Origin of the sequence: Pseudomonas sp. NCHU5216, assembly GCF_052156495.1 — a bacterium.
GTDB lineage: Bacteria > Pseudomonadota > Gammaproteobacteria > Pseudomonadales > Pseudomonadaceae > Aquipseudomonas.
In genome coordinates this window covers 227,639-245,680 of sequence record NZ_JBQLIX010000002.1, presented here as the reverse complement: position 1 = coordinate 245,680, position 18,042 = coordinate 227,639, and the positions used below count along the sequence as shown (strand labels likewise).

Here is an 18,042-nt window from a genome sequence, read left to right as displayed (position 1 = left end):
GCTTGAAACTAAAAGGCCACCGGAAGGTGGCCTTTTGTTATGCGTAGAGCTTAACCAGGTGCCTGGCTAACTCTGCAGGGGTCGCAGAGAGATTCACTGCGCCAGTTTTGCGAGCAGCATCAGGCATGCCCTTGGCGCCACATGAACCCTCCTCCTGAGCAAGGATGAGCTTTGCTTTACCTTTGATGCCGCGAATTGCAGCTGACCCATCCATTCCCATTCCGGAAAGGATGACTACCCCCAGACGGTTATGTGTTGCATACACGGAACGGATCAGCGAATCGATGTTGGGGTTAAATTGCAGTTCGCGCGGAGGGCTTGTTCTGAGCTTGATCGCCCCCCCCTTTATCTCGACATTGCTGTCACGCGGGATCATGTATATAGCCCCCTTCTCCACCAGCATGCCGTCAGACGCCGAGTGCACATTCCAGTTTGCAGCTACATCTCGGACTCGGTTGAGAATCTGGCCGTAGGCAGCTTCAGAGATGTGCTGTGCGATAAAGATGGCGATCGGCAGTGACGGCAGATCCGTGAGCATCTCTTTCAGTGCCTGTGGGCCGCCGGCGCTTGAACCGATGATCCAGATGTCTGGTGTGTGCTTGTTGTCGGCTTCATCCTTTTTGCTGCTCAGGTCGGTAGCCAGGTCAGGACGTGCAGCGATGAACGCTTCAATGGTCTTGTTACGCCACGCGATCCTCTCTTCACTGGTCATCTTGAACAGCTCCTTCTCATGAAGCAGGCAGATGTCAGTGTTGGCGACGAGATCCATGACTTCGTCACAGGTGTGAAGAGCTGGGTCGCTCAGATCAACGATGAGGAAGTGAACGGTGGTCGCTTCCAGTTCCCCGCTCTTAGCATGACTAAGGTCATAGGACGTGATCTGGCCAACCAACGGCTCTAGGAGCTCGATAGCGATCGATTTCTGCACTGCGTTCGTGCTGACGATTCCAACTCTCATACAGCTATCTCTCGGGGCATGTTTGCTTTTACTTCGGCAATTGCTTGCTCAAGCTCCTGCGCGTTGAACGGTTTTTTCAGGAATTTGTTCACCCCGGCTGCCTTAGCCCGGCCTTCGAATTCGTACTTGGTGGAGATCATGATGATGGGTATGTCCTGATACGCAGGCTTACTCCTGACCTCTTCGGTAAACTCGAAGCCTGTCTTGATGGGCATCTCGATATCCACGATGAAAAGATCAGGCCCCCGCTCAAGGGGCAGTTTGTCTAGGGCGTCCTGGCCATTGACAGCGCTAACCACGATGTAGCCGAAGCCTGTCAGCTGGCGCTCCAGCATCGTCCTGAAACCACGGGAGTCATCGATGACCATGACAACAGGCTTCTGATCACGCTTCATGGATCGAACACGGTTCTGTCGAACCTGGTACCCGTCATGGGATCGCTTCAGGTTAAGACGAGCGAGCTCGATGACATCAAGCACGAAGACCACTGTTCCGTCTTGGCGCTCGGTCTCTCCCACAATGCCCCTGACCTGAGACAGGATTCCTTCCAGCTTGCGGATGTGAATTTCTGGCATGGAGTCGACCTGGGCTACTTCGACTGCGATTCTGGTATCGCCCTGAGCACAGAGAATCAAGGTGGACTCTTGATCCTTGGATGGCGCACCACGAGAGTCGGGCATCGCAATCAGGTCTGCTAGATGTACAACTTCATACTCCTCGCCCTGGTGCTCAACCAAAGCAAACCCATTGGACTCCCGCATGGCTTCAAGTCCAGATCTACTGGTCATGAGGATCTGGCTGATGGAGTAGCCCTGGATTGCAAACCACTGACTGCCTGAGCTGACCATCATTGCTTTGTTTGCACCGATGGTGAACGGAAGCTCTATCGTGAAAGTAGTCCCCTTCCCTTGGGTCGCCCCAATATGCAGTTGGCCACCTAGGCTATCGACTGCAGCGGCAACGATATCCATGCCTACACCGCGGCCAGATACATTGGTGACATTTGACGCGGTCGAGAAACCGTTGTGGGTGATCAAGCGCATGATGTCCGCATCAGACAGCTCGTCAGCTGCTGAGATGATCTTTTTCTCGATCGCCTTTCTACGGACTGCTTGGATATCAATCCCTTTGCCATCGTCCTCAACGGTGATGACCACGTTCTTGGCTCTGCGTGACACGCTGATCACGATGGAGCCGGTCTCTGCTTTACCTGTTGCGGCGCGTTGTTCAGCCGACTCAATGCCATGGTCTACGGCATTCCGGAGGATGTGCGTAAGTGGCTCGGTGATGTTGTCGAGGATCATGCGGTCCATGATTACCTCTGCGCCGATGATGTTTAGCTCAACAGACTTTTTCGTGCTGGACATAGTCTGTTTCACTGCGCTCACCAGCCTAGGTTTGACGGTCATAAACGGAACCAGGCGGGAGTCCAGGAGGTCACGTTGCAGATTGCTGATCAGACCACCTTGTTCGCGTAGGGCTGTACGCATCTGACGGCCGACAACAATGGCGTCCGCAAACTCCTCTCTGATGTCATCGAACCCAGCGACCATACCTACATGCATTGCAGAGAGATCGTTAAATCTTTCGAGGCCAGCAAGTTCGCGATCTTCGTGATTGGGTAGCGACGGTTGGGAGTTGAGGAGACCTCGTAATGCGGTAGTGAACTGGCCTTGATGAAGGCTGTATGCGTCAAAGCGCTCGCGGATCTCTGTCAGGCGCATCAGCAGCTCTTCGTTCAAGCCGGCAAGGCGGTGGCGGATGGCAGTGAGCTCACTCGATTGTTCGGCTGCTGTCTCCAGTAGCTTCAGGTCAACCTTGATCTTTTCTGAAGCCACGAGTGTCCCAATCTTCACTCCAGGCGTTGCAGCTTCGACTGCCCGGGAGAGCATGTTGCGAATCAGCCCACTCGAAACATGAGCCGCTTCGTTTTCTACATCGACTTCGTCGAGTCTGTAGCGGCTATTGAACTCATCAACGGCCTCTTGCTCATACCGTTGCTTAGCGCTGACCTCCACTTCCTCATGAGATTCTGCATGCAGAATCTCTTCATCCAATGCAGAGGGAGTGATCACCTCAACTTCGGTGGCCGCTTGAGGAGCTGTTGAGTGGAGGACAACACTTTCAGTTTCAGGCGATACAACTGGTTCTTGTACCAGGCGGTGGTTTGTATCCTCTTCTGTGGCACTACTTGCTTCAGGTTGAGGTGCCTGCACTTCCGTTGACACAGCTTCAACAGTGTCAGTGCTGGCTACGCGCTCTTGTGCATGACGTTTAGCGTGCCCTTTCCCCCGGCCACCGCGGCGTGATTTCTTGCGAGTTGTGTCACCGGTACCTTCAACATTCAGTGCAACTGCTGACGGATGATCTTCGTCGTCTACAGCGGGTAGATCGGCTGTGTCTTGTGCTTCGGTCGTAGGCGTGTCGTGATTCGCCTTCTCTTCAGGCAACTCTGTTTCGGTGCTGGTGGCCTGCGGTACGACAGTTGTGTCGTCCGAAAAGAGCAAGGAGAGATCAATCTGGTTGTTGTCTACTGCATGCTCTAGGCAAGCAATTAGCTGCGTTGGTTTGCTATATGGGAGCTCACGACGCATGAGCGCAGTTAGGCTGCTGATTGAGTCGAGCGCGAAGCTCACCAGTTGGGCACAGTCATCATCCGGTGCAATCAGTTGAATCGCCAGGCTCTCGAATAGGCTTTCCATCGAGTGGGTGATTGAACCAATCGAATCTGCTTCGGCCATTAGAGCTGCCCCTTTAAGGGTGTGCATCTGGCGCTTAATGGTGGCAACAAGTTCTTTGTTGGACATGTCCCCAAGCCAGGCCTCTACGTTTGCTTGGAGGCTCGGCAGAACATCGTCTGCTTCGTCTATGTAAAAGCTGTATTCATCGTTGTACTCGCGTACGACTGGCTTGGTGACCTCTTCTGCTGGGCGATTGTTCACTGGAGCTGGAGCCGCTACTGGTTCGGGAGCGGGAACCGACACAGGAACCTCTGATCGAGTTTCTGCATGCAGAATCTCTTTGGCAGAAGGCTGAGAGTTGATCTGCTGGTGGTGTTCACGTCCGAGGACCGAGACTGTATCAAGCCAGTCTTCTACAAGAGGCGTTTCGGTAGTCCAAGGGAAGTCGTGGATGAAGTCGCTCGTATCGTTAAGCACAAGCTTGAGTTGAGCGACTTCACTGAGAGAGACACGCGATCCTTCAGCAGCTAGCGTATCTAGCCGTGCCTCCAGAGCACCGAAAAGCTCAACCAAGGGTGCGCAATCGACATTGGCAGAGTTACCCAGAATGGAATGGGCAGCTCGGCGGATATCACGACTGACCTCTAAGCTCCCTGAGTCACAGAAGCTCGTAAGCACGCGTAAAGATGTAGCGAACTCCTCCCGGAAGATTTCCATAAGAACCCCATCAACGCCGTCCGGATAAGGCCGCTGGTGAGTTTCAGCAACAAGAATGACCTCGGAAGTTGCTGCAGGGATGATCATTTCGGGTGTCAGTTGGTCAGCGTTCGCTAGTTGTTGTCTGGGTTCATCGCTGACCGTCTCTTCGTCGTGGCCAGCAAGCTTTAGCAAGTCGCTCTCAACATCACGGGTATAGAGGGCAACGGTGCCTCGGGCCGAGTATTCATCCATACACCGAAGAGTCATTTCTACGCCGGCCTTGATCGCCAGCTGCGCGTTCTGAACAACCTGTTCAGTTCTCGGCGTGTTCTGGCGCAACTCGGAAGCGGCCAGGGATAGAGACTTAGCCAGCCGATAGAAGAACTCATGTCCGTACAATTTGCCCGCCATACCGAGGCGGTCAGCAGCGCGAAACAGGGAGTCCATTGACTGTTGATTGACGACATCTGGGGTAGGCAGTAACCGCTCCAGGTCTGAACGGAGCTCCAACATCTCAGCGAGAAATGGATCGTCCGCAGCGTCTTCAGATTGAGCCTCTTCGAACAGCGCAATGAGGTCTGGGGTCGAGACCACTTCGGTGTGTTCGATGACAATACCCAGATCGGCAAGTCCCTCCTCGGCCCGTGTCAGAAGGAGCGGTGAGGGGGTCAGGCGAGAGGTAATGAAGCTCAGATAGGTCTCGACGGCAACCAGTGCCCTAGCCGCCAGGTCGGCCCTAGGGGAAGCTTTCAGCACATCGCCCTCGAGGAGATTGATGAAGCCCTGACCGGCGCCAAGTAGTACTTGGCCAGCGGTTGTCAGACCGGAGAATGAAAGTGCATTGGCTGTTGTGATCAGGCGTCCCAGGCCAGAGCGGAGATCCACTGCACCGGTATTGCTATCCATGTGTTGAGCGATTAGTCGACGTGTTACGGCGAGCTCTTGAACCGCGTTAGCTATAACGGACTCAATTACGTCAGAGCTAACGCCAGTCAAGTTCAGGCTACGAACAACGTCGTTAGGATTTAGGTTCTGCACCCGCTGATCCAGGAACATGACGTCGTTTTTCAGGGCTTCGATCAGACTGGGCTCGGCTAGGCCAGCCTGAGTCGTGACCCTTTCAACTTTACTGATGACGCTGGTGGCTACTGCCGCCAGATTGTCTTCATTCACCATGAACAGAACACTGGTGATCTGACGCATGGTGGTTTTGAACACTTCAAACTGGCTTTCAAAACTAGCTTGGGTCTTGCTCGCTACAGATCGACCTAGGGCAACCATGGACGTTTGGATCATAGGCTTTAGCTCGCCTATCACCTCACCAAGCGAGTCAGGCTGGATCTCATCGAGACGGGCCTGAAGGGCTGCCAGCTGGGACTGGTCAGTTGCTGCACGAACGTTGAATGTCTCCAGGACTTTCTGGATATGTTCTGGTAGCCGGCTGGACATCATCAGCACCCCAAGCAGAGACTTGAAGCGTGCCACCCCTAAAGTGTCCTTTGCAGCCTCTTCGCCTCCAGTTGCCGCCTTCTGTATGGCAACAGAGAGGGTTCTGATCTGCGTCATGGTGTTGCCAGCACTGCGGATTGCACCGCAGTCGAGTGCGTCCAGCAGGCTTTCACCGACCCACCAGAAGCAACCCACTTCCTGGTCGTAGGTAGCGACCTGTAGCTCCCGCAGAACTTCCTTCATCTCGGACAGTGCAGTTTTGTTCTGATTGCTCATGAACGAGCTGAAAGCCGCAAGGAATCGCTTCGGTGCGTTAGCAAAAGATCGGTTCCTCACAGAAGCAGGACAGTCTTTATCCTTGTGTGGAGGGTCAACGAAAACGAACTCAACGCTGTTTGGCAGCATGTTGTCTTCTTGCAACAGCTGAACGCCACGGATCTCTCGAATTTCGTTTATCTGCTTGGAAAGGATCACCGGGCTGTCTGGTGCGCCATCGATGATCATAGAGAGGTACTTTGGAACGGCGAGCAGACCATTCATCGCTGAGACGAGCGCATCCTCTCTACGGCCTACATGCTGAATACCGTTCTGAATGTTGCTCAGAAGTATCTTCACCTCATGGGCGAGCGAAACCGCACCTTTGCACTCAGTAACGACAACAGCCGAATGAATGAGAGAAACTTCGCTGAGGGCGCGTGTAAGTGCCTCATCTCGAGCTGTCTCTTGGTTTTTGAACCACACTGGCTGGGCATCAGCCGGGGGAGCAGAAAGGTCCTGGTTTTTCTTGTAGTACGTGTCGAGATGAATCTTGGCTGCATCAATGCTCTTTTGAATGGGAGAGCGGAGCCAGGTGAGGTGAGCAATGCGTGCGTGCTTAGACATCAGCGGGCCTTTGGAAGACGGTCAGATTTGTATGTGGGTGGCGAATCAGTCCGGTGCCAGCCCAACTTATGGCTTCAGCAGGCCCCGTGATTAGGTAGCCGCCTGGATCGAGCAAATTTGCGAGCCGATCCAGAATTTCGTACCGGGCTTCAGGCCGGTAATAGATCAGCATGTTCTGGGTTAGGACGATGTTCGGCCTTGAGAACGCGATTGGTCGCTCTGAGAGTATGTTGTGTTGCTCAAATGAGACGAGGCTACGAACCCAGGCATGAAAGCTCATGTGAGTCCTGCTGGTGGAAGCCGCTCTAGCGGGGACGGAGTCGTGCTTGGGATAGATGCCTGCTAGGGCTGTTTCAATGCAGACCGCTGAGACATCCGTACCATGAATACGGAACGCACACATACCTGCCATAAGCAGCTCTACGGCAATGCTGTAGGGCTCTTCTCCAGAAGAGCAACCTACGGACAGAATGCGGGGGCTCCGTAAGGATTTAGATATTTCCTTGATCAGCGTTAATGCTGCAGGAGATCGGAAGAACCTTGTTTCGTGGTTAGTGGCAAGGTGCAGGATCATTGTCCAGTGGTCAGCCTGGAGAGCATTCTGTTCTGCGGAGAACAGTAGTTTCTCGAGGTTGATACCAAGACCACTTGCGTACTGCTCCAGGGCGGAATGCAGAGCCTGATAGCGAATGGCGTCAATCTGGATTGAGAACCTCGTTTCGAGAATCTCAATCCACCGGGCGAAGGTGTCGCGCTGGGCTATGGCGCCAAAGCTGCTCATTAAGCTGTCTCTCTCCGGAAGTCCGCGATGAGCTTGTGAACGGCTTGGGCTTGCGTATTGACGCCCTGAACAGCAACAGCCGTTTGCTCACTGGCCGCGCTGTTTTCAGCGGTGTAGTGCACGATTGAGTCCATCGTGTGCCCTACTTCGCCAGACTGAACCTTCATGGATTTGGTCCCATCGATTACCTCCCCAACGCTGTTGGATAGGGTTTCAGTCATGGCGCTGATATCAGACAAGGCCGATTGGGCGATGGATGAGCGGTTTCGGAGTTGCTCCGTTTCGTGCTGGGCGGCATCCACTGCCTTCTGTGTGCCCTGAGCAGCGTCTGCCATGCTTTTGAGTACGACATTGATCTGCACTACTGCTTCTCGAGTGTCGCTTGCCAAACGCTCCATAGCAGCGGCTGAAGAGGCGACGGTCTTAGCTACTCCTTTATCTTCCAAGCGGTCGGCAATGAGGTTCGCTTGGAAGGAGACCAGCTGGGTTTTCGCCGCGGCTTCTGAAACGACACCTGACATGTTCTCGAGCGCTTGGAACGATTCGATTAGGTGTTTATAGGCATGCTGAATGGCCATGGTTTGTTGCTGCAGGATCACAGCGCTTTCATGTACATGGCCGACAGCCTGCTCCCCCTTGCGTACGCGGTCCTGCATTTCTGCAGAGATCTGGTCGGTCGAGCTCGTCATCTGTTCGATCTGAACGATGAAGGTGAGGAGGCCCTTGATGAGCTGGTTAACGTGGGTAATTGCCTTCTCTTGTTCGGCCCTGTTGGTAGCAACACTTTGTTCAGTCACAGATGCTTGCTCTGTAGCTGCCGCTAGGCCTGAGATGGTGTGGCTGACTTCATCGAAAATTGTTGCGATGCGGCCAACCATTCGATTCAACTCGACAGCAATCTCTCGGGTTGATTCGTTAGTTTCAGTCAGCCTCGCGCTGAGATTCCCATCGGCGATGACACCAATCTCAGTCAATAGGGTACTGATCTCTTTGGACTTGTTCCGAGTTGAATACTCGAGGTTACGTCCCTGTATCTCCACTCGCTCAGAACGAGTAGTGGTGATCTGCCGCATCAGCAGCATCGCGCCAACAGAGAGGAGTACTGAAGCAGCGCCGAGCCCGAAGACCATATAGATCCCATAAGGTCTGGCGGCTGGTAGGGCTTCAACGCTAGTAACCAGACCGGAGGTTGCGGCGTTAAACCGGTCTCGTGCAGCCCAAATTGTTTTCGCATGCGGAATGTTTTCGGCTGCACCAGAAGACGTCTGGATGGTCTTCTGGATTAGAACTTGGGTCGTACCAGCGCCGCGGTAGCTCGCAATGAGGGATTCGAGCATGGGCCCACTCTTGGGTAGCTGGCTGCCCAAGGCATTTAGCTCTGAAACATATTGCGCAAAGATGCTGCTCGATGCCTGAAGCGCTTCGGTGGTGACAGAGTTACCTGGCAGAAGGGATGTGGTACCAACTTCTAGCTGCGACACCGCCTGCTTCAGTCGCTTCTGCAACTCGTTGCCCGAGCCATCTAGGTGACTTAGTGCAGCCTTTGCTGAGCTGAGTGTCCCCTCCCCTGCCTTGGCCGCTTCTGCCAGGTTACGGGAATACAGGTCTGTCGAGCCACGCCGGCTGATGATCTGGGAGAACGACGGAGCAAGCTCCTCCCACACCGCACGTAGAGTCGACAAATTGGCCTGCACATTAGACGGAGCAGGAGAGATACCCCGTACAGGATCTCCGTTCTGCATGCTGTCGAGGAGTCGATCAATAGTCACTTCAAGCGACTCAATTTCGGCTGCATACGTGCTGTCAGCCGCAGCACGCTCAGTCAGATAAATAGCCTGCGAGATGTTGCTCTGCAGTGCATAGGACTGTTTGAGCAGGAAGCTCTCCTGCGCCTGGTGCTGTAGGTAGTTGTACCCAGTGACACCGCTTGCAGCTCCAGTTCCGAGGGCCAGAAGAACGGCGAAGTTGAACAGCGAGTTGTTTGTGCTCATGGTTGTGCTCGGCTTAGAGGTCGATTTTTTGGAGCTTTGGGTCTGAGAGAACTGACTTGAGGTCAACGACTGCCCAGGTTCTTTGGTTGTCTCGGACAGTGCCTCGAACACATGCGCCAAGGCCTGGCGGGATCTTCAAATCTGGATCTTGGTGATCCTCGACGTCGCTGCCTGAAATGAATGCCAGGACTTCGTCCACCACCAAGCCAATCGTGCCCACACGTTGGTCGCCCTTCACGAATAGAGCAATTTCACTACCAGGGGCTTGCTGGGTCACCGAGCGGGGAATTGAAAGCAGCCGGCCAGCACTTATGAACGCAACCAACTCGCGTCCCAAGCGCCCCACCCCAAGCACCCATGGTTTCGTTCCAGGTACTTGGCTCATGGTTCTAGGAAGACTGTCCAAAGCCTCGAGCGACCTTGAGGGACTCAGGCAGTAGGTGTCACCGATCCGGTAACCAACCAGTTTCATGTTTGAGATGAGCGATTGATTACTCAAGGAAGCTCTCCAACTCGGTTAGTGCTGCGAGGATGCTTTCTCGTGTGAAGGGCTTGGTCATGTATGTGTTAGCCCCGGCGAGCAAACCAGCTTGTTTGTCGAAGATGCTGCTGGCGCTAGATAGCATGGCTATAGGCTTGCCCCCCCAGCCACTCCAATTCCTTAGCAGCTGAATCAACTGCAACCCATCAATTCCATCCATCTCTCGATCGATGATGCAGGCGTCTGGTTGGTGCTCGCGGATGACATCCAAGGCTTGGTAGCCATCAGATGCGGTGAAGACAGTGATGTTGGCGCTGCTTAGTAGGCTTTGCCCGAGCCTGCGCATACCTGCAGCGTCGTCGACGATGCATACCGACCGGATCTGGGTCATGGAGAACTCCTCGTGTATTCCGTAATAGTGGTTACGAGGTGCACCAAATCGACCAATACATCTCCGGCGGTTTATGTTGTTGACGCTACTACTTGCCCCCTCCGTTCCTCCGCGGCCGTTGTGACTTGAATTACCTGAGTGAGGCGCTATAACGTCGTGTAACGGTTACACGCTTTTCTGGGGGTTACACGTGTATCAAAGAGAACTCAGCAATCTGACGTCATTGGGCATCAACACAGTGAAGGTTGAGGTTCGCTACATACCGATCGAGCTCTTGCATCCCGGTATCTGGCAGCAGCGGACGCGGTTCGATGACGAAAGCATTGATGAGTTGGCTGCATCCATGCGGTCTGGTGGAACAAATGTCGCAGCCATTATCGCCAGGCCACGAGCCGAGGGTGGCTTCAGCATCATTGCAGGTGAGCGACGTTGGCGGGCTGGTCAACGTGTTCCGATGCATGAAATGAAGGTTGAGATTGGCGATTACTCTCATGAACAGGCCATGTTCATTGCTTCTGTGGAGAACCTGCAGCGAGAGGATCTCAACCCCATGGACGAGGCCCGTGGCTACCAAACCTTTCTGAGTGAAATGGGCGTCACCCATGACGAACTGGCTACTGCCATCGGGAAAAGCCGATCTCGTGTGACAAGCTACTTGGGGCTGTTATCGCTTGATATCCGGGTACGAGATGCACTTGAGTCAGGCCGATTCACTTACGGCCAGGCAAGGCAGCTTACTCCTATCAAGTCGCTTCGGACGCAGAGGGAGATATGCGAAAAGGCAATTCGTCTCCAGTGGTCCGTAAAGCAGATCGCTGCGGAAGTTGCGAAGGTTATGGATAAGCCAAAGCCAGTGGCCAGGCTATCGGATACAGACGTTGATTTGCGCAGGTTAGAGAGGAGCGTGAGTGAGGCCACAGGGCTTGAGTGCATCGTGAAGCGATCTCCTCAAGGTCAGTGGCAAATTGGGTTCAATGCCGGTAACTCGGACTCGTTCCAGGGGCTTCTTGAACGCCTTGGTGTATTGACCGATGAGGCTGAGTCGGATCAGTAGATCGTGGTGGTGATCTCAAATACCCTGGTTTTGGGTACTGCTCGCCCACTATTAGTTAAATACTTGCTTCCCCTGGTCTAGCCAGGGTCTAACGCCCTTTGAAGGGCTGATCTAGGGCCTAGGTACCTTCCGCATGCGTAACCCTTTCAAGCTGTCCATACTTGCCATTGCCTTAGCAATGGCAGGGTGCAGCTCGCAAAGCAAACCAGTCGAACTTGGCATGGTCGCTTCTCAAAATCAGTATGACGACCAGATCCAGGATGGACTCGGGCCCCAGCGCTACTCGGAAGCACAGTTACTTGCTCAGCGACAGTTCAATGAGTTTCAAGGCCAGCTTGATGAATTGGAGGAAAAGCGGCGCTCACTTGATGCTGCGATCAATGCAAGGGCTTATGAGAACGGGGCAGTTGAGGCTCCTGCCTCTCTAAGTGAGGCTGGGCGTATTAGTGACTACCAGGCTGCTTCAAAAGCATCACAGGTTCAGGTCGCTGAAGCCTCCTCCTATCTTGTGCTCCAGCAATCAAGGCTGGAGAACCAGCGTGATCAGGACTTGCTCGCCGCCGAACGTGATGCGTCTCAACAGATAGCTGCCGTCGAGAATGAAGAGCGGGCCGCACTTGCTTCAGCTGAATCAGAGTTGCGGGAGGAGATCGCAGGTCGCAAGAGTATAGAGTCGGCTAACCAACTCGCTGCGACGAAGCAGTTTGAAGAACAGCGGTTCGCCCTAGCAGTCGCCAATGCTGATGCTGAGCGTGTCGCTAGGACAGCGCTCGACCAGGAAACTACGGCGCTTGAGAAACTGAAGCTGGAAGCGTCCGCCCGTGTTGCTGGTCATGAAGCTCGAATTGCTGATTTGCGTAGGCAGATCGAAGAGATTGAGCGAACTCTTATTCAAGTCCGGGCCAGTGATGGTGTCTTAATCGCAGGGCAGGAGGCCAAGGTCTTAGCCGCTCAAACTGAGATTGACAGGCTTGCCTCGGTTGGTAAGCAACTTCGTTCGGCACCTGTTGCTGTAGCCTCTTCTGCCCCTTCAAGCGACCTCGTTCAGCTCAAGCAGATTGAGTTGGCGCGTCTTTCTGCGGATTCGGAAGCCCGGATTTCAAAACGTGTTGCCGCAATCAGAGCTGACCTCGATGCTAAGAAAGCTGGAATCGTTGCCCGGGCTCGAACTGAGATTGCATCACTGCAGGCATCGGCCGAGATGGCGAAAGCCAAGGTTGTAGCGCCCGTTGTGACTGCAAGGGCGGTTTACTCAGGACAGGCCACAAAACAGGCAACTACCAACCTGGTACCTAAAGCCCCGCTAAGAAAGCCAACTGCAAGCCCTAAGACACCAGTACTTACAGTCAACCGATTTGAGCCGAAGGTTGATTCGACCCCGAGTGTTCCATCCTCCGATGAGCTTGGTGGCGCGGTACTAGCTGTTGGTGCTGGTGTTAGAAATCCGGCGCCTAGCGCTACGGCCGCCCCACTTGTTATTGCTGCACAGACGCGCTCAGTCTACGACGTGTTCTACGCCTACAAGGATCAGTCGAGCTGGACCAACTTCCAGAAATATCTCAGGGCTTACGGCATCACTGATTTCGAAGCTACCCATAATAACGGTGCGGGTGAGTTCCTGATCTACTGCGGTCGTTACTACAGTGCGGAGGAGGCCGGCTCTCGCGTTGCGTACTTGAATGGCAAGACCAATACGAAGCATGTCCAGGTCCGTGAGACCCAGGTACCGCTGTGAGTGATGCTGGAGAGTTTCTGCATGCAGAAACTTTCCGTCCAGTGCGACAGGGTTAGGCTCGCGGGCATTCCCCCTCCCCAAGGTTTCTGCATGCAGAAACTTTGAGCAAGATCTCCTACTGAATACTCTGTAGCTCGCAATGCTTGATGAATTCAGGGCATTGAGCTGCATTGCAGGCTTTTGACTTGAAAAGTTCCGCAGCGCGGGTAGAGTGGGCACATCACAAGGAGCCCGCTATGACCAAGAAGAAACGCCTCAAAACCCCCGGCAAGGTCACTACGTTCAACGCGCAGAAGGGCGGTGTGGGCAAAACGACTCTCGCCTATCACTACGCATGCTTCACTGCAGCCAATGGTTACCGAACTGTAGTGATTGACCTGGACGGGCAGGGCAACCTGTCCGGCCGCTTCTTCCCAGTGCCAGGAACCCGTATCAACGGGTATCGATCAGTACACATGTTTGACTCCGAGCAGCGGGATTTTCACCCTCTGGAGTCCTCTGTTGGTGTGGACGTTGTCTACGCCCTAAATCGCGACGTCGCGCTCTTCGACATTGAGCAAATGCCACTCGGTGAAGCCGTGACGTGCTTCAACACCAAGCTGGAGGCGTTTCGCGAAGAGTATGACGTAATCATCATCGATACCCCGCCTTCCCATGGAAACAAGATTACAGCTGCATGCGTGGCTGCTGACTATCTGTTTGTTCCTGTCGAGTTGGCTGCGTTCGCGGTTGAGGGAGTCGAGAACGTACTGGAAACGCTGCAGGAGATTAGCCGGTTGATCGATTACGAGATCAAGGCAACTGGTGTGATCTGTAACAAGCTCCGTGCAGTCAATTCACATGAGCACGCTCTGGCCGATCTGCGTGCGGCAGTTGGCCCACTCATCCTCAAGCAGTGCCTGGTAAACCGAGGTTCTGTTGATGACGCTCTCCGCGACGGTGTACCCGTTTGGGACAAGAAAAGTACTGGAGCCCAGCGGGATGCTGGTAAAGAGATGCGTATCTTGATGAAGGAAATTGCCGGTTTGACGAATTTGAAAGTAGATGGGAAAGCGGGGGCGCGTAAATGAAAGATCTGAGTAAGCTGGCCGGCTTGGCGTCGCTTAATGCGGTACAGAACTCGACCCAAGAGGATCGTGTTCTTCTACTCGATCCTGACCAAATTCTCGTTAAGGACCAGGTTCGGAAGAAGTTCAAGGCGATTGATGAACTAGCTGAGTCCATGAAGATTCAGCAACAGCAACCGATCGTAGTAGGGCCCCTAGACAAGGACACTGGTAAGTACCCCCTCCAAAAGGGCGAGCGCCGGTGGCGTGCTGCCAAGTTAATAGGCGGCGAGTTCAAACTAAAGGCAATCGTGGACTCGACTGTTCGCAGTCAGTCTCAGTCCAGCATGTCGCAGCTGATCGAGAATATTCAGCGAGAAGATCTCTCGCCGCTGGAAATTGCTCGTCAACTCGTGAAGGCTCGTGAAGAGATGCGCGCCGAGGGCAAGAAAGGTACTGGCCGCGAGCTTGCCGCTGAAGCGAAGAAGCCTGAATCCTGGATTTCCCGGCACCTTGCACTTGCAGACCTGCCCGACGAAATTGCGCAACTGCTCGATGACGACATCACGATCGACAGTGAAATCCTTCATTCACTGAAACAGATCGGTGAGCTGGACAACGAGCGACTTAAGGCGCTTCTTGCCGTAGCTCGTGATCCAGATATGCCGCCTCTGTCTCGTGACCAAGTTCGTCAGGAACTGCGCGATGCCAAAGGTGGTGGTAAGGAAGGGAAGGGCGGTGTGCAGGCATCTCAGGCTGTGAACACCGGTTCTGGCGGTGCCACCCCCAATACACAGGCAACTGGTGCTGGGCGCACTGAACAAGCTGGAACTGAGTCTTCAGCGACGGGTGCGCAGTCGCAGCAAGAACCTGAATCAGCACCTGCCAAGCAGGCTACTGGCGGCACTGAACAGCAGAGTGAAACTCCTCCAGCTCCGCCTGCTGAACCCGCGCGCGCGCCAGGTACTGGTGGGAAAGTTCAGCCAAAACTACACAAGGCCGAAGTGATGTCGATCGAACCGGCCAAGATGGTCGTACAGGTTCGAGTGGCCATGGACGAGGTCGTACTTACTGGTGAGTTGCTGCTGAACAAAATCTCGGGTGATCCGCATAAAGGATTGGTATCGGTGCTTATCGGCGGTCGTCCTGTTGAAAAGCTTGTGCGTCTGGACCAGCTGGAGATCGTCACGATGATGGAGCTGGCAGACGACTAAAACATTCTGCATGCAGAAACTTTAATGGGCCTGATGGCCCATTTTTTTTGCATGGATTTTGTGTACATGGCGGACTTGAATCCGCCCAGCATGCCTCATAGCCTGAACACGCTTTTTCGTGATCTTCCCGTGCTCGAGACATTTCTCTTGTGCTGATCACAACCATCTCCCGCCTGCGCTATTTCGCTAGGTTGTTGATGGGGTCACTTTCATTGATGGCATTCCATCGTGGATATGACCAGCAAGCTTTACCCGGAATCCTCGACTCTGTCTTGGATACCTGCTTGACCGTTCTTTAACAAAGTCATGTCTGGGTTGTCGTCTGTCTGGATGGCTGCCTGCGACTTTGCGTTTGGTGTTTTCACACCATTCGCCATCTCGCTGTCCCCCTTAGCACCGCTTTGCGCTGCATGAGGAAGGTCTGCGTGGTTTTGGCGTTTGGTGTGAGCTCCCTAGCACTCACCATTCGGCATTACCTAGTCGCAGATAGCTTCTTCAACGGACTTAAACCCTGACCCCTCGGGCGAACTCAAATCGCCCTTGGGTGGTTTGTATCGCTTCGTTCCCATATGGAGTGATACGAAATGATGTTGAAAGCAATCGCCGCACTGACTTTGGTCGCCGCTGCTCTGGCCTACTTCCCTGGCCATGATGCGCAGTCTGCTGTTCAGAAGGCTTCCGATACCCGTTGCGCTGCCTTTAAAGCCAACGGCTTGGAGTGCTGATTCATCTGCCCTATGACTTTATGTCGGGGCACCCCTCGTGGAGCTTCACAGAAGCTGCAGGAGAGGTGTCCTGGCGGAACTACTAGAGGCCCGTCCGCGAAAGCGGCCGGGCCTTTTGTATTTCTAGTCCCCCATGTCCTTGAATACTCATGCCGGACTCACTAGGGTCGAACGTGATCTATCCGTCAGTTCATCCATGCGCAATTCCGCTGTATGGCTGGCGAAGATTCCTCGACCTAGCTACTGCCGGGCTGAGGGTTCTTTAACAAACCGCACTTACGTACACACAACCCAAAAGGGCACGCCTATCGCCCTTTGGGTCACGGCTGCCTCATTCATCGAAGGAGTTAGCTATGACCCAAGAAAACGAACGTCCTTCTCTGAAGGAGGTCATTGACGGCATTGTGGATAAAGCAGGTTGGCTGGAGATCATCGGTCGAGTTGCACCACAATTCAGGAACGCGATCAGCCACCTCGGAAGTAACGTCGACTGCCCCTTTTCCAACCGTCATGGAAAGGGAGGGGGCACAGACTCCTTCCGTTTCTCGACGCATGAGAAATACGAAGGTCGATCGATCTGTTCTTGCAAGCAAGACGGGTGGCAGCCAGTCGATCTTCTGATCGAAGCTGGTGTTGGGAGTAACTGCACTGAGGTATGGCTTGAGATCAAACGGGCCTTCCAAGGTGGCAACGAGTACCGTGCTAGATCGACAGCAGTCGCTGCTCCTCGTAAGAGAGAGCGCCCGACCTATGAAGAGAATGCGCGTATCTCGAATGGGCTGAATGCGGTAGTCAAGGATTGCATTCACCTCGGACACCCTGATGCTCGCATCGGGCGTGTTTACTTCCGGCGCCGTGGTATCCCGCTCAATGCTGCTATCGGTGACGTCATGTTCCATCCTGCGCTGCCGTACTTCCACACCTTCGTGGAAGGGGGTGAGCGCAAGAAGGAGCTGATCGGTTGCTTCCCGGCTATCGTGTCGATGTTCCGTAATCAGGCAGGCAAGCTGATGAACCTTCATCGGATTTACCTGGACGAGAACGGTCAGAAGCTCGAGCATCCGAAAGTGAAGAAGCCGAAGAAGGTCTGCCAAGGTCTGGAGGGGTGGTCCAAAACCTCCATCGCTGTCGCTCGCGTAGAAGGCTGCAGGACTCTGCACATTTGCGAGGGCGTAGAGAAGGGCTGGGGCATTCACCTGGCAACAGGAGAAACGGTGAGAGCAGCAAACAGCTGCACCTCGCTCCCTGGGCAAGTAGTGAATCGAGCTGAGTTTGACGATGTCGTGTTGTGGTCTGACCTCGACCCGTACAACGAAGCGCGTGACCAGTATGGTGATGGGCAACGCTACATGTGGAAGCTGTATATCGAGTTGATCCGGCAAGGGTTCCGAGTATGCCTGATGCTGCCTGATACGAATCCCACGAAGGAAGCTAAGGGGCCTGACTGGGAGGACTTGATAGTAGAGAACGGCGTGTTGGAAATGCCTATTGCTGGTCGATTCGACCGCTTGTGCGAGTTCGCTCAAGAGGGTGGTGTGTTTACGCCAATGGGACATGCCAAGAAGCGCTCGCAAGAGCAGTTCGACGTTACCCCTGCGGCGGCGTAGGCGCTGAATGAAACCCCGGCCAGCTATTGCTGGTCGGGGTTTTTTCATGCTCTTGTTTGGCTTGACGAGGCCCTGGTGCTGGGGTAAAAATTCAGGTGTCCTAATAGCCCTCCATGAGAGCTAGCCTGTACTACGTCAATGCATTCATTGGGGTTTTACAGGGTGTCCACCGTGCGTCAGCTACTGCTGGTCATGTTGTACACAGACATCGTTGGAACCATTCTGAAACGGCTTCACGCTGTTTCACATTTGGGATACCAGGCACGTCCTGTTGCGTTCGCGCTTCTAGTAGATGTGTACCAGGTATAGGTATCCCTGCCGAGCATTTGCGATTCGCGAGTGATCAGG

12 protein-coding genes are annotated in these 18,042 nt (G+C 54.1%); 6 read left to right on the top strand and 6 right to left on the bottom strand.

Annotation, left to right across the window (positions count from 1 at the left end; all coding sequences use genetic code 11):
- Nucleotides 1-37: 37 nt before the first annotated feature.
- The 6 genes from ACSVIK_RS02900 to ACSVIK_RS02875 are packed head-to-tail and all read right to left on the bottom strand — an operon-like array spanning nt 38 to nt 10,313.
- Nucleotides 38-958, bottom strand: coding sequence for a chemotaxis protein CheB (locus ACSVIK_RS02900; protein WP_442442879.1), 921 nt, complete (start codon nt 956-958; stop codon nt 38-40).
- The gene (locus ACSVIK_RS02895; protein WP_442442878.1) at nt 955-6,669 is read right to left on the bottom strand and encodes a response regulator; all 5,715 of its coding nucleotides are present in this window, start codon (nt 6,667-6,669) and stop codon (nt 955-957) included. The genes ACSVIK_RS02900 and ACSVIK_RS02895 overlap by 4 nt, the downstream gene beginning before the upstream one ends.
- On the bottom strand, nt 6,662-7,450 hold the full coding sequence (locus tag ACSVIK_RS02890) for a CheR family methyltransferase (protein WP_442442877.1): 789 nt from the start codon (nt 7,448-7,450) through the stop codon (nt 6,662-6,664). The genes ACSVIK_RS02895 and ACSVIK_RS02890 overlap by 8 nt, the downstream gene beginning before the upstream one ends.
- Nucleotides 7,450-9,441 carry a methyl-accepting chemotaxis protein gene (locus ACSVIK_RS02885; protein WP_442442876.1) on the bottom strand — a complete coding sequence of 664 codons (1,992 nt, stop codon included), beginning with the start codon at nt 9,439-9,441 and terminating at the stop codon, nt 7,450-7,452. The genes ACSVIK_RS02890 and ACSVIK_RS02885 overlap by 1 nt, the downstream gene beginning before the upstream one ends.
- Before the next feature lie 13 nt (nt 9,442-9,454).
- A complete protein-coding gene (locus ACSVIK_RS02880; protein WP_442442875.1) occupies nt 9,455-9,940 on the bottom strand; it encodes a chemotaxis protein CheW in 486 nt (161 codons plus the stop codon).
- Nucleotides 9,933-10,313: a response regulator gene (locus ACSVIK_RS02875; protein ID WP_442442874.1), complete on the bottom strand. Its 381-nt coding sequence runs from the start codon at nt 10,311-10,313 to the stop codon at nt 9,933-9,935. The genes ACSVIK_RS02880 and ACSVIK_RS02875 overlap by 8 nt, the downstream gene beginning before the upstream one ends.
- A gap of 190 nt (nt 10,314-10,503) precedes the next feature.
- Here ACSVIK_RS02875 and ACSVIK_RS02870 point away from each other — a divergent pair, with 190 nt between their 5' ends.
- The 6 genes from ACSVIK_RS02870 (at nt 10,504) to ACSVIK_RS02845 (ending at nt 17,694) form a co-directional block, all read left to right on the top strand.
- On the top strand, nt 10,504-11,367 hold the full coding sequence (locus ACSVIK_RS02870) for a ParB/RepB/Spo0J family partition protein (protein ID WP_442442873.1): 864 nt from the start codon (nt 10,504-10,506) through the stop codon (nt 11,365-11,367).
- Between the two features lie 133 nt (nt 11,368-11,500).
- Nucleotides 11,501-13,102 (top strand): hypothetical protein, encoded by a 1,602-nt coding sequence (locus tag ACSVIK_RS02865; protein ID WP_442442872.1) that lies wholly within the window; start codon nt 11,501-11,503, stop codon nt 13,100-13,102.
- A gap of 236 nt (nt 13,103-13,338) precedes the next feature.
- Nucleotides 13,339-14,172 (top strand): ParA family protein, encoded by an 834-nt coding sequence (locus tag ACSVIK_RS02860; RefSeq protein ID WP_442442871.1) that lies wholly within the window; start codon nt 13,339-13,341, stop codon nt 14,170-14,172.
- Nucleotides 14,169-15,362, top strand: a complete 1,194-nt coding sequence (locus ACSVIK_RS02855) for a ParB/RepB/Spo0J family partition protein (RefSeq protein ID WP_442442870.1) — start codon at nt 14,169-14,171, stop codon at nt 15,360-15,362. Before ACSVIK_RS02860 ends, ACSVIK_RS02855 begins: the two co-directional genes overlap by 4 nt.
- Before the next feature lie 584 nt (nt 15,363-15,946).
- The gene (locus tag ACSVIK_RS02850; protein ID WP_442442869.1) at nt 15,947-16,087 is read left to right on the top strand and encodes a hypothetical protein; all 141 of its coding nucleotides are present in this window, start codon (nt 15,947-15,949) and stop codon (nt 16,085-16,087) included.
- Between the two features lie 353 nt (nt 16,088-16,440).
- Nucleotides 16,441-17,694, top strand: coding sequence for a DUF7146 domain-containing protein (locus ACSVIK_RS02845; RefSeq protein ID WP_442442868.1), 1,254 nt, complete (start codon nt 16,441-16,443; stop codon nt 17,692-17,694).
- Nucleotides 17,695-18,042: the final 348 nt, after the last annotated feature.

What these genes read in the sequence shown, in the direction of transcription:
- ACSVIK_RS02900 (WP_442442879.1), bottom strand. Translation starts at nt 958, where the DNA reads ATGAGAGTTGGAATCGTCAGCACGAACGCAGTGCAGAAATCGATCGCT.
- ACSVIK_RS02895 (WP_442442878.1), bottom strand. Translation starts at nt 6,669, where the DNA reads ATGTCTAAGCACGCACGCATTGCTCACCTCACCTGGCTCCGCTCTCCC.
- ACSVIK_RS02890 (WP_442442877.1), bottom strand. Translation starts at nt 7,450, where the DNA reads ATGAGCAGCTTTGGCGCCATAGCCCAGCGCGACACCTTCGCCCGGTGG.
- ACSVIK_RS02885 (WP_442442876.1), bottom strand. Translation starts at nt 9,441, where the DNA reads ATGAGCACAAACAACTCGCTGTTCAACTTCGCCGTTCTTCTGGCCCTC.
- ACSVIK_RS02875 (WP_442442874.1), bottom strand. Translation starts at nt 10,313, where the DNA reads ATGACCCAGATCCGGTCGGTATGCATCGTCGACGACGCTGCAGGTATG.
- ACSVIK_RS02865 (WP_442442872.1), top strand. Translation starts at nt 11,501, where the DNA reads ATGCGTAACCCTTTCAAGCTGTCCATACTTGCCATTGCCTTAGCAATG.
- ACSVIK_RS02860 (WP_442442871.1), top strand. Translation starts at nt 13,339, where the DNA reads ATGACCAAGAAGAAACGCCTCAAAACCCCCGGCAAGGTCACTACGTTC.
- ACSVIK_RS02855 (WP_442442870.1), top strand. Translation starts at nt 14,169, where the DNA reads ATGAAAGATCTGAGTAAGCTGGCCGGCTTGGCGTCGCTTAATGCGGTA.
- ACSVIK_RS02850 (WP_442442869.1), top strand. Translation starts at nt 15,947, where the DNA reads ATGATGTTGAAAGCAATCGCCGCACTGACTTTGGTCGCCGCTGCTCTG.
- ACSVIK_RS02845 (WP_442442868.1), top strand. Translation starts at nt 16,441, where the DNA reads ATGACCCAAGAAAACGAACGTCCTTCTCTGAAGGAGGTCATTGACGGC.